A 13,371-nucleotide genomic window follows, 5' to 3' on the forward strand; every position below is an offset into this window, starting at 1 on the left:
CACGCTCCAGCGAATGGGTATGTAATAGAGGGGTGTTTTGTGAATCGCAAACTTTCGGTTTGTATCGTCTTCACACACCGCAACTTGCAGGCTCTTGTATTCAAGGGCGCAAATTGCTTGGGTGTTATATGGTCAAGCCTCACGGGCAATTAGTATTGGTTAGCTCAACGCCTCACAGCGCTTACACACCCAACCTATCAACGTCGTAGTCTTCGACGGCCCTTTAGGGAACTCAAGGTTCCAGTGAGATCTCATCTTGAGGCAAGTTTCCCGCTTAGATGCTTTCAGCGGTTATCTTTCCCGAACATAGCTACCCGGCAATGCCACTGGCGTGACAACCGGAACACCAGAGGTTCGTCCACTCCGGTCCTCTCGTACTAGGAGCAGCCCCTCTCAAATCTCAAACGTCCACGGCAGATAGGGACCGAACTGTCTCACGACGTTCTAAACCCAGCTCGCGTACCACTTTAAATGGCGAACAGCCATACCCTTGGGACCGGCTTCAGCCCCAGGATGTGATGAGCCGACATCGAGGTGCCAAACACCGCCGTCGATATGAACTCTTGGGCGGTATCAGCCTGTTATCCCCGGAGTACCTTTTATCCGTTGAGCGATGGCCCTTCCATACAGAACCACCGGATCACTAAGACCTACTTTCGTACCTGCTCGACGTGTCTGTCTCGCAGTCAAGCGCGCTTTTGCCTTTATACTCTACGACCGATTTCCGACCGGTCTGAGCGCACCTTCGTACTCCTCCGTTACTCTTTAGGAGGAGACCGCCCCAGTCAAACTACCCACCATACACTGTCCTCGATCCGGATAACGGACCTGAGTTAGAACCTCAAAGTTGCCAGGGTGGTATTTCAAGGTTGGCTCCATGCAGACTGGCGTCCACACTTCAAAGCCTCCCACCTATCCTACACAAGCAAATTCAAAGTCCAGTGCAAAGCTATAGTAAAGGTTCACGGGGTCTTTCCGTCTAGCCGCGGATACACTGCATCTTCACAGCGATTTCAATTTCACTGAGTCTCGGGTGGAGACAGCGCCGCCATCGTTACGCCATTCGTGCAGGTCGGAACTTACCCGACAAGGAATTTCGCTACCTTAGGACCGTTATAGTTACGGCCGCCGTTTACCGGGGCTTCGATCAAGAGCTTCGCGTTAGCTAACCCCATCAATTAACCTTCCGGCACCGGGCAGGCGTCACACCCTATACGTCCACTTTCGTGTTTGCAGAGTGCTGTGTTTTTAATAAACAGTCGCAGCGGCCTGGTATCTTCGACCGGCGTGGGCTTACGCAGTAAATGCTTCACCCTCACCGGCGCACCTTCTCCCGAAGTTACGGTGCCATTTTGCCTAGTTCCTTCACCCGAGTTCTCTCAAGCGCCTTGGTATTCTCTACCCAACCACCTGTGTCGGTTTGGGGTACGGTTCCTGGTTACCTGAAGCTTAGAAGCTTTTCTTGGAAGCATGGCATCAACCACTTCGTTATCTAAAAGATAACTCGTCATCAGCTCTCGGCCTTAGAATCCCGGATTTACCTAAGATTCCAGCCTACCACCTTAAACTTGGACAACCAACGCCAAGCTGGCCTAGCCTTCTCCGTCCCTCCATCGCAATAACCAGAAGTACAGGAATATTAACCTGTTTTCCATCGACTACGCTTTTCAGCCTCGCCTTAGGGACCGACTAACCCTGCGTCGATTAACGTTGCGCAGGAAACCTTGGTCTTTCGGCGTGGGTGTTTTTCACACCCATTATCGTTACTCATGTCAGCATTCGCACTTCTGATACCTCCAGCAAGCTTCTCAACTCACCTTCACAGGCTTACAGAACGCTCCTCTACCGCATCACCTAAGTGATACCCGTAGCTTCGGTGTATGGTTTGAGCCCCGTTAAATCTTCCGCGCAGGCCGACTCGACTAGTGAGCTATTACGCTTTCTTTAAAGGGTGGCTGCTTCTAAGCCAACCTCCTAGCTGTCTAAGCCTTCCCACATCGTTTCCCACTTAACCATAACTTTGGGACCTTAGCTGACGGTCTGGGTTGTTTCCCTTTTCACGACGGACGTTAGCACCCGCCGTGTGTCTCCCATGCTCGGCACTTGTAGGTATTCGGAGTTTGCATCGGTTTGGTAAGTCGGGATGACCCCCTAGCCGAAACAGTGCTCTACCCCCTACAGTGATACATGAGGCGCTACCTAAATAGCTTTCGAGGAGAACCAGCTATCTCCGAGCTTGATTAGCCTTTCACTCCGATCCACAGGTCATCCGCTAACTTTTCAACGGTAGTCGGTTCGGTCCTCCAGTTAGTGTTACCCAACCTTCAACCTGCCCATGGATAGATCGCCCGGTTTCGGGTCTATTCCCAGCGACTAGACGCCCTATTAAGACTCGCTTTCGCTACGCCTCCCCTATTCGGTTAAGCTTGCCACTGAAAATAAGTCGCTGACCCATTATACAAAAGGTACGCAGTCACCCAACAAAGTGGGCTCCCACTGCTTGTACGCATACGGTTTCAGGATCTATTTCACTCCCCTCTCCGGGGTTCTTTTCGCCTTTCCCTCACGGTACTAGTTCACTATCGGTCAGTCAGTAGTATTTAGCCTTGGAGGATGGTCCCCCCATATTCAGACAAAGTTTCTCGTGCTCCGTCCTACTCGATTTCACTGTAAAGATGTTTTCGCGTACAGGGCTATCACCCACTATGGCCGCACTTTCCAGAGCGTTCCGCTAACATCAATACAGCTTAAGGGCTGGTCCCCGTTCGCTCGCCACTACTAAGGGAATCTCGGTTGATTTCTTTTCCTCAGGGTACTTAGATGTTTCAGTTCCCCTGGTTCGCTTCTTAAGCCTATGTATTCAGCTTAAGATACCTAACTTATGTTAGGTGGGTTCCCCCATTCAGACATCTCCGGATCAAAGTCTGTTTGCCGACTCCCCGAAGCTTTTCGCAGGCTACCACGTCTTTCATCGCCTCTGACTGCCAAGGCATCCACCGTATGCGCTTCTTCACTTGACCATATAACCCCAAGCAATCTGGTTATACTATGAAGACGACATTCGCCGAAAATTCGCATGTTCAATTAAGAACTCATTCACAAATTTTACCTTAGCCTGAATAAACACCAGTGAAAGTGCTATCCAGTCTAACTTTCTATTACATACCCAAATTTTTAAAGAACGATCTAATCAAAAGATCAGAAATCAACATTCACTCTCTTTCGAGAAAATGTTCATTTCTAAGCTTTACGATAGAGAAGCCGTACAACCTAAGTGGCTTCTACCGTCTTTTACAGTGAATCAAGCAATTCGTGTGGGAACTTATGGAGCAGCTGATGTCGTCGATTAAGGAGGTGATCCAGCCGCAGGTTCCCCTACGGCTACCTTGTTACGACTTCACCCCAGTCATGAATCACACCGTGGTAACCGTCCTCCCGAGGGTTAGACTAGCTACTTCTGGTGCAACCCACTCCCATGGTGTGACGGGCGGTGTGTACAAGGCCCGGGAACGTATTCACCGTGACATTCTGATTCACGATTACTAGCGATTCCGACTTCACGCAGTCGAGTTGCAGACTGCGATCCGGACTACGATCGGTTTTATGGGATTAGCTCCACCTCGCGGCTTGGCAACCCTTTGTACCGACCATTGTAGCACGTGTGTAGCCCAGGCCGTAAGGGCCATGATGACTTGACGTCATCCCCACCTTCCTCCGGTTTGTCACCGGCAGTCTCCTTAGAGTGCCCACCATTACGTGCTGGTAACTAAGGACAAGGGTTGCGCTCGTTACGGGACTTAACCCAACATCTCACGACACGAGCTGACGACAGCCATGCAGCACCTGTCTCAATGTTCCCGAAGGCACCAATCTATCTCTAGAAAGTTCATTGGATGTCAAGGCCTGGTAAGGTTCTTCGCGTTGCTTCGAATTAAACCACATGCTCCACCGCTTGTGCGGGCCCCCGTCAATTCATTTGAGTTTTAACCTTGCGGCCGTACTCCCCAGGCGGTCAACTTAATGCGTTAGCTGCGCCACTAAGAGTTCAAGACTCCCAACGGCTAGTTGACATCGTTTACGGCGTGGACTACCAGGGTATCTAATCCTGTTTGCTCCCCACGCTTTCGCACCTCAGTGTCAGTATCAGTCCAGGTAGTCGCCTTCGCCACTGGTGTTCCTTCCTATATCTACGCATTTCACCGCTACACAGGAAATTCCACTACCCTCTACCATACTCTAGCTTGCCAGTTTTGGATGCAGTTCCCAGGTTGAGCCCGGGGATTTCACATTCAACTTAACAAACCACCTACGCGCGCTTTACGCCCAGTAATTCCGATTAACGCTTGCACCCTCTGTATTACCGCGGCTGCTGGCACAGAGTTAGCCGGTGCTTATTCTGTCGGTAACGTCAAGACAATCACGTATTAGGTAACTGCCCTTCCTCCCAACTTAAAGTGCTTTACAATCCGAAGACCTTCTTCACACACGCGGCATGGCTGGATCAGGCTTTCGCCCATTGTCCAATATTCCCCACTGCTGCCTCCCGTAGGAGTCTGGACCGTGTCTCAGTTCCAGTGTGACTGATCATCCTCTCAGACCAGTTACGGATCGTAGCCTTGGTGAGCCATTACCTCACCAACTAGCTAATCCGACCTAGGCTCATCTGATAGCGCAAGGCCCGAAGGTCCCCTGCTTTCTCCCGTAGGACGTATGCGGTATTAGCGTCCGTTTCCGAACGTTATCCCCCACTATCAGGCAGATTCCTAGGTATTACTCACCCGTCCGCCGCTCTCAAGAGAAGCAAGCTTCTCTCTACCGCTCGACTTGCATGTGTTAGGCCTGCCGCCAGCGTTCAATCTGAGCCATGATCAAACTCTTCAGTTCAAACATCTTTGGGTTTTTAAGAAACCCTAAACTTGGCTCAGCAATCGTTGGTTACATCTTTGATTTCTCGCGGAGTAACTTGTGATGCTGATAATCTTGTTGACTATCAGTCTGACTCCACAAGCACCCACACGAATTGCTTGATTCAGTTGTTAAAGAGCGGTTGGTTAGCTTTCGCTGAACCGAGGCGCGCATTCTACAGCAGCCTCTGTTGCTGTCAAGCGGTTATTTTAAGATGTTTTCAAAGTTTCCTCTGTAACATCAACCACTTGCGCTTTCGATCTCTCGTTAGCGGGAGGCGAATTCTACAGCGTTACACGCTGCTGTCAACACCTTATTTCCTGCTACGTTCAATCTACTTGTTAGCCAGGCAAATGGCCTGGTTAACAGCACACGCTTTTTACAAAGCTTGTACTTATACAAAAACAAAATCCCCGACTGCGTGAGCAGACAGGGATTTTGGAATTTAATCTTGACGATGACCTACTCTCACATGGGGAAACCCCACACTACCATCGGCGATGCATCGTTTCACTACTGAGTTCGGGATGGGATCAGGTGGTTCCAATGCTCTATGGTCGTCAAGAAATTCGGTAGCCAGGTCGTTTGCCTTTCGGCTCACGCTCCAGCGAATGGGTATGTAATAGAGGGGTGTTTTGTGAATCGCAAACTTTCGGTTTGTATCGTCTTCACACACCGCAACTTGCAGGCTCTTGTATTCAAGGGCGCAAATTGCTTGGGTGTTATATGGTCAAGCCTCACGGGCAATTAGTATTGGTTAGCTCAACGCCTCACAGCGCTTACACACCCAACCTATCAACGTCGTAGTCTTCGACGGCCCTTTAGGGAACTCAAGGTTCCAGTGAGATCTCATCTTGAGGCAAGTTTCCCGCTTAGATGCTTTCAGCGGTTATCTTTCCCGAACATAGCTACCCGGCAATGCCACTGGCGTGACAACCGGAACACCAGAGGTTCGTCCACTCCGGTCCTCTCGTACTAGGAGCAGCCCCTCTCAAATCTCAAACGTCCACGGCAGATAGGGACCGAACTGTCTCACGACGTTCTAAACCCAGCTCGCGTACCACTTTAAATGGCGAACAGCCATACCCTTGGGACCGGCTTCAGCCCCAGGATGTGATGAGCCGACATCGAGGTGCCAAACACCGCCGTCGATATGAACTCTTGGGCGGTATCAGCCTGTTATCCCCGGAGTACCTTTTATCCGTTGAGCGATGGCCCTTCCATACAGAACCACCGGATCACTAAGACCTACTTTCGTACCTGCTCGACGTGTCTGTCTCGCAGTCAAGCGCGCTTTTGCCTTTATACTCTACGACCGATTTCCGACCGGTCTGAGCGCACCTTCGTACTCCTCCGTTACTCTTTAGGAGGAGACCGCCCCAGTCAAACTACCCACCATACACTGTCCTCGATCCGGATAACGGACCTGAGTTAGAACCTCAAAGTTGCCAGGGTGGTATTTCAAGGTTGGCTCCATGCAGACTGGCGTCCACACTTCAAAGCCTCCCACCTATCCTACACAAGCAAATTCAAAGTCCAGTGCAAAGCTATAGTAAAGGTTCACGGGGTCTTTCCGTCTAGCCGCGGATACACTGCATCTTCACAGCGATTTCAATTTCACTGAGTCTCGGGTGGAGACAGCGCCGCCATCGTTACGCCATTCGTGCAGGTCGGAACTTACCCGACAAGGAATTTCGCTACCTTAGGACCGTTATAGTTACGGCCGCCGTTTACCGGGGCTTCGATCAAGAGCTTCGCGTTAGCTAACCCCATCAATTAACCTTCCGGCACCGGGCAGGCGTCACACCCTATACGTCCACTTTCGTGTTTGCAGAGTGCTGTGTTTTTAATAAACAGTCGCAGCGGCCTGGTATCTTCGACCGGCGTGGGCTTACGCAGTAAATGCTTCACCCTCACCGGCGCACCTTCTCCCGAAGTTACGGTGCCATTTTGCCTAGTTCCTTCACCCGAGTTCTCTCAAGCGCCTTGGTATTCTCTACCCAACCACCTGTGTCGGTTTGGGGTACGGTTCCTGGTTACCTGAAGCTTAGAAGCTTTTCTTGGAAGCATGGCATCAACCACTTCGTTGTCTAAAAGACAACTCGTCATCAGCTCTCGGCCTTAGAATCCCGGATTTACCTAAGATTCCAGCCTACCACCTTAAACTTGGACAACCAACGCCAAGCTGGCCTAGCCTTCTCCGTCCCTCCATCGCAATAACCAGAAGTACAGGAATATTAACCTGTTTTCCATCGACTACGCTTTTCAGCCTCGCCTTAGGGACCGACTAACCCTGCGTCGATTAACGTTGCGCAGGAAACCTTGGTCTTTCGGCGTGGGTGTTTTTCACACCCATTATCGTTACTCATGTCAGCATTCGCACTTCTGATACCTCCAGCAAGCTTCTCAACTCACCTTCACAGGCTTACAGAACGCTCCTCTACCGCATCACCTAAGTGATACCCGTAGCTTCGGTGTATGGTTTGAGCCCCGTTAAATCTTCCGCGCAGGCCGACTCGACTAGTGAGCTATTACGCTTTCTTTAAAGGGTGGCTGCTTCTAAGCCAACCTCCTAGCTGTCTAAGCCTTCCCACATCGTTTCCCACTTAACCATAACTTTGGGACCTTAGCTGACGGTCTGGGTTGTTTCCCTTTTCACGACGGACGTTAGCACCCGCCGTGTGTCTCCCATGCTCGGCACTTGTAGGTATTCGGAGTTTGCATCGGTTTGGTAAGTCGGGATGACCCCCTAGCCGAAACAGTGCTCTACCCCCTACAGTGATACATGAGGCGCTACCTAAATAGCTTTCGAGGAGAACCAGCTATCTCCGAGCTTGATTAGCCTTTCACTCCGATCCACAGGTCATCCGCTAACTTTTCAACGGTAGTCGGTTCGGTCCTCCAGTTAGTGTTACCCAACCTTCAACCTGCCCATGGATAGATCGCCCGGTTTCGGGTCTATTCCCAGCGACTAGACGCCCTATTAAGACTCGCTTTCGCTACGCCTCCCCTATTCGGTTAAGCTTGCCACTGAAAATAAGTCGCTGACCCATTATACAAAAGGTACGCAGTCACCCAACAAAGTGGGCTCCCACTGCTTGTACGCATACGGTTTCAGGATCTATTTCACTCCCCTCTCCGGGGTTCTTTTCGCCTTTCCCTCACGGTACTAGTTCACTATCGGTCAGTCAGTAGTATTTAGCCTTGGAGGATGGTCCCCCCATATTCAGACAAAGTTTCTCGTGCTCCGTCCTACTCGATTTCACTGTAAAGATGTTTTCGCGTACAGGGCTATCACCCACTATGGCCGCACTTTCCAGAGCGTTCCGCTAACATCAATACAGCTTAAGGGCTGGTCCCCGTTCGCTCGCCACTACTAAGGGAATCTCGGTTGATTTCTTTTCCTCAGGGTACTTAGATGTTTCAGTTCCCCTGGTTCGCTTCTTAAGCCTATGTATTCAGCTTAAGATACCTAACTTATGTTAGGTGGGTTCCCCCATTCAGACATCTCCGGATCAAAGTCTGTTTGCCGACTCCCCGAAGCTTTTCGCAGGCTACCACGTCTTTCATCGCCTCTGACTGCCAAGGCATCCACCGTATGCGCTTCTTCACTTGACCATATAACCCCAAGCAATCTGGTTATACTATGAAGACGACATTCGCCGAAAATTCGCATGTTCAATTAAGAACTCATTCACAAATTTTACCTTAGCCTGAATAAACACCAGTGAAAGTGTTATCCAGTCTAACTTTCTATTACATACCCAAATTTTTAAAGAACGATCTAATCAAAAGATCAGAAATCAACATTCACTCTCTTTCGAGAAAATGTTCATTTCTAAGCTTTACGATAGAGAAGCCGTACAACTTAAGTGGCTTCTACCGTCTTTTACAGTGAATCAAGCAATTCGTGTGGGAACTTATGGAGCAGCTGATGTCGTCGATTAAGGAGGTGATCCAGCCGCAGGTTCCCCTACGGCTACCTTGTTACGACTTCACCCCAGTCATGAATCACACCGTGGTAACCGTCCTCCCGAAGGTTAGACTAGCTACTTCTGGTGCAACCCACTCCCATGGTGTGACGGGCGGTGTGTACAAGGCCCGGGAACGTATTCACCGTGACATTCTGATTCACGATTACTAGCGATTCCGACTTCACGCAGTCGAGTTGCAGACTGCGATCCGGACTACGATCGGTTTTATGGGATTAGCTCCACCTCGCGGCTTGGCAACCCTTTGTACCGACCATTGTAGCACGTGTGTAGCCCAGGCCGTAAGGGCCATGATGACTTGACGTCATCCCCACCTTCCTCCGGTTTGTCACCGGCAGTCTCCTTAGAGTGCCCACCATTACGTGCTGGTAACTAAGGACAAGGGTTGCGCTCGTTACGGGACTTAACCCAACATCTCACGACACGAGCTGACGACAGCCATGCAGCACCTGTCTCAATGTTCCCGAAGGCACCAATCTATCTCTAGAAAGTTCATTGGATGTCAAGGCCTGGTAAGGTTCTTCGCGTTGCTTCGAATTAAACCACATGCTCCACCGCTTGTGCGGGCCCCCGTCAATTCATTTGAGTTTTAACCTTGCGGCCGTACTCCCCAGGCGGTCAACTTAATGCGTTAGCTGCGCCACTAAGAGTTCAAGACTCCCAACGGCTAGTTGACATCGTTTACGGCGTGGACTACCAGGGTATCTAATCCTGTTTGCTCCCCACGCTTTCGCACCTCAGTGTCAGTATCAGTCCAGGTAGTCGCCTTCGCCACTGGTGTTCCTTCCTATATCTACGCATTTCACCGCTACACAGGAAATTCCACTACCCTCTACCATACTCTAGCTTGCCAGTTTTGGATGCAGTTCCCAGGTTGAGCCCGGGGATTTCACATTCAACTTAACAAACCACCTACGCGCGCTTTACGCCCAGTAATTCCGATTAACGCTTGCACCCTCTGTATTACCGCGGCTGCTGGCACAGAGTTAGCCGGTGCTTATTCTGTCGGTAACGTCAAGACAATCACGTATTAGGTAACTGCCCTTCCTCCCAACTTAAAGTGCTTTACAATCCGAAGACCTTCTTCACACACGCGGCATGGCTGGATCAGGCTTTCGCCCATTGTCCAATATTCCCCACTGCTGCCTCCCGTAGGAGTCTGGACCGTGTCTCAGTTCCAGTGTGACTGATCATCCTCTCAGACCAGTTACGGATCGTAGCCTTGGTGAGCCATTACCTCACCAACTAGCTAATCCGACCTAGGCTCATCTGATAGCGCAAGGCCCGAAGGTCCCCTGCTTTCTCCCGTAGGACGTATGCGGTATTAGCGTCCGTTTCCGAACGTTATCCCCCACTATCAGGCAGATTCCTAGGTATTACTCACCCGTCCGCCGCTCTCAAGAGAAGCAAGCTTCTCTCTACCGCTCGACTTGCATGTGTTAGGCCTGCCGCCAGCGTTCAATCTGAGCCATGATCAAACTCTTCAGTTCAAACATCTTTGGGTTTTTAAGAAACCCTAAACTTGGCTCAGCAATCGTTGGTTACATCTTTGATTTCTCGCGGAGTAACTTGTGATGCTGATAATCTTGTTGACTATCAGTCTGACTCCACAAGCACCCACACGAATTGCTTGATTCAGTTGTTAAAGAGCGGTTGGTTAGCTTTCGCTGAACCGAGGCGCGCATTCTACAGCAGCCTCTGTTGCTGTCAAGCGGTTATTTTAAGATGTTTTCAAAGTTTCCTCTGTAACATCAACCACTTGCGCTTTCGATCTCTCGTTAGCGGGAGGCGAATTCTACAGCGTTACACGCTGCTGTCAACACCTCATTTCCTGCTTCGATGACTTGAAGCTGACACTGCCGAAAACCAATCCAACTCATTGAAACTCAAGGAGTTTTCCGTTTCGACTGCGCCGGAAGTGGGCGAATTATAGGCCGTTACAATTCTAGGTCAAGGCTTAATTGAGCAAAACTATCAATTAGTCCGAAAGCCCCCAAATTACACCTATATAGAGGGGTGCTGGCGCACCCCTCTATATAGCTACAACACACCCGACAACCGCAAAGCCTGCACCGCACTCGCCTGCATCCCCAACACCCGCTCCAACACCTGCTGAGTATGCTCACCCAACAAAGGAGGGGCATTACGGTACTCCACCGGCGTTTCGGACAACCGGATAGGGCTGGCCACTTGCGGCACCAGTCCCGCCAACGCATGGGGCAACTGCATCGCCAGCCCCCGAGCCTGTACCTGAGGATCAGCAAACACCTGAGCCAGGTCATTGATCGGCCCACAGGGAACACCAACCGCCTCCAGCTGCGCTACCCACTCAGCCGTGGTCTTGAACACCGTCGCCTGCCTGATAAGCGGCACCAGCACCCCGCGATTAGCGACACGCAGTTTGTTGGTAGCAAAGCGCGGATCATCCACCCACTCAGACCGACCTGCCACCTCTGCAAACTTGCGGAACTGGCTGTCATTTCCCACGGTAAGGATGAAGTCACCATCTGCCGTCGGAAAATCCTGATAAGGCACAATATTCGGATGAGCATTGCCCAGACGCTGAGGGGCAACACCTGTAGTTAGATAGTTCATCGCCTGATTCGCCAGGCAGGCCACCTGCACATCCAACAGCGCCATATCAATATGCTGACCACCGCCGTCATGCTGACGATGTGCAAGAGCTGCCAGAATCGCGACCGTGGAGTAGAGCCCGGTCAAAATATCCGTGAGCGCAACTCCAACCTTTACCGGACCTGCGCCCTCCTCACCCTCTGGCCGCCCGGTCAGACTCATCAGACCGCCCAAGCCCTGAACCATGAAGTCATAACCTGCCCGCTTGGCATAGGGACCGGTTTGACCGAACCCTGTAATCGAGCAGTAGATCAAATCGGGATTCAATGCCTTTAGCGACGCGTAGTCCAAGCCGTAAGCTTGCAGACCACCCACCTTGAAGTTCTCGATCAGGATGTCGGACTTGGCCGCCAGCTCACGAACCAGCTGCTGCCCCTCAGGCTTGGTGAAATCAATAGTTACCGATTGCTTGTTGCGGTTGGCCGACAAGTAATAGGCAGCCTCCCCAGTACTCTCGCCATAGGCATCTTTAAGGAAGGGCGGCCCCCAGGCACGAGTGTCATCACCATTACCCGGACGCTCAACCTTGATCACCTCAGCCCCCAGGTCCGCCAGTATCTGCCCCGCCCACGGCCCCGCCAGCACACGAGACAAATCCAACACCCGCAAATGCGATAAAGCACCCATGAGCCGAGCTCCTGTTAATAGAACGCCTGAAGACCAGTCTGCGCACGACCAAGGATCAAGGCATGCACGTCATGCGTGCCTTCATAGGTGTTAACAACTTCCAGATTGACCAGATGACGAGCTACCCCGAACTCATCCGAGATACCGTTACCGCCCAGCATGTCGCGAGCCATACGTGCGATATCCAAGGACTTGCCGCATGAGTTGCGCTTCATGATTGAAGTAATCTCAACAGCCGCAGTACCTTCGTCCTTCATCCGCCCCAGACGCAGGCAACCCTGCAGAGCCAACGTAATCTCGGTCTGCATATCAGCCAGCTTTTTCTGGATCAACTGAGTTGCCGCCAAAGGCCGACCAAACTGATGACGATCCAGGGTGTACTGACGCGCCGTGTGCCAGCAAAACTCAGCGGCACCAAGCGCACCCCAGGAGATGCCATAACGAGCAGAGTTAAGGCAGGTAAAAGGACCTTTCAGGCCGCGCACATCCGGAAAGATGTTCTCTTGCGGCACAAACACGTTATCCATAACGATTTCACCTGTAATGGAAGCACGCAAGCCAACCTTGCCGTGAATCGTAGGCGTAGTCAGACCCTTCCAGCCTTTTTCCAGAACAAAGCCACGAATGTCGCCTTCATCGTCCTTGGCCCACACCACAAATACATCAGCGATAGGACTGTTGGTGATCCACATCTTGCTACCCGTCAGGCTGTAGCCGCCATCTACCGAACGGGCACGAGTGATCATCGCGCCTGGATCAGAACCATGATTAGGCTCTGTCAGACCAAAACAGCCAATCCACTCGCCAGACGCCAGCTTGGGTAGATACTTTTGCTTTTGCGCCTCAGTACCGAACTCATTGATCGGCACCATTACCAGAGACGACTGCACACTCATCATCGAGCGATAACCTGAGTCGACACGCTCAACCTCACGCGCAATCAGGCCGTAGCTGACGTAGTTAAGGCCACTACCACCGTACTGCTCAGGAATCATTGCACCCAGCAGACCGGTTTCGCCCATTTCGCGAAAGATCGCAGGGTCAGTCTTCTCATTACGGAAAGCCTCAAGCACACGCGGCGCCAACTTGTCCTGAGCGAATTGCTCAGCACTGTCGCGCACCATGCGCTCTTCTTCAGTGAGCTGCTGATCCAGCAACAGTGGATCGATCCAGTTGAAGCTTGCTTTACCCGCCATGAGAGAACCCTCGTGTA

Annotated in this window: 2 protein-coding genes and 5 rRNA genes; all 7 read right to left on the reverse strand. The window is 51.4% G+C overall.

The features are described from left to right. Positions 1 to 128: 128 nt before the first annotated feature. The 7 genes from V6L79_RS02545 to V6L79_RS02575 all read right to left on the reverse strand — a co-directional run bounded on the left by V6L79_RS02545 (position 129) and on the right by V6L79_RS02575 (position 13,354). Positions 129 to 3,020 (reverse strand): 23S ribosomal RNA (locus tag V6L79_RS02545). 327 nt (positions 3,021 to 3,347) lie between these two features. Next, positions 3,348 to 4,884, reverse strand: a 16S ribosomal RNA gene (locus tag V6L79_RS02550). 470 nt (positions 4,885 to 5,354) lie between these two features. Continuing rightward, positions 5,355 to 5,470, reverse strand: a 5S ribosomal RNA gene (gene rrf / locus V6L79_RS02555). A 161-nt stretch (positions 5,471 to 5,631) separates the two neighbouring features. After that, positions 5,632 to 8,523, reverse strand: a 23S ribosomal RNA gene (locus V6L79_RS02560). A 327-nt stretch (positions 8,524 to 8,850) separates the two neighbouring features. Beyond that, positions 8,851 to 10,387: ribosomal RNA gene (locus V6L79_RS02565) — 16S ribosomal RNA — on the reverse strand. Together the 16S, 23S and 5S rRNA genes form the textbook arrangement of a ribosomal RNA operon. 550 nt (positions 10,388 to 10,937) lie before the next feature. Further along, the gene (locus V6L79_RS02570) at positions 10,938 to 12,158 is read right to left on the reverse strand and encodes a CaiB/BaiF CoA-transferase family protein (protein WP_321838198.1); all 1,221 of its coding nucleotides are present in this window, start codon (positions 12,156 to 12,158) and stop codon (positions 10,938 to 10,940) included. A gap of 14 nt (positions 12,159 to 12,172) precedes the next feature. Next, positions 12,173 to 13,354: an acyl-CoA dehydrogenase gene (locus V6L79_RS02575; protein ID WP_261740262.1), complete on the reverse strand. Its 1,182-nt coding sequence runs from the start codon at positions 13,352 to 13,354 to the stop codon at positions 12,173 to 12,175. Positions 13,355 to 13,371: the final 17 nt, after the last annotated feature.

The sequence above is a fragment of the Pseudomonas sp. ML2-2023-6 genome (assembly GCF_037055265.1).
Lineage (GTDB): Bacteria > Pseudomonadota > Gammaproteobacteria > Pseudomonadales > Pseudomonadaceae > Aquipseudomonas > Aquipseudomonas kulmbachensis.

Coding starts and splice junctions, on each gene's coding strand:
- V6L79_RS02570 (WP_321838198.1), bottom strand. CDS start 12,158: ATGGGTGCTTTATCGCATTTGCGGGTGTTGGATTTGTCTCGTGTGCTG.
- V6L79_RS02575 (WP_261740262.1), bottom strand. CDS start 13,354: ATGGCGGGTAAAGCAAGCTTCAACTGGATCGATCCACTGTTGCTGGAT.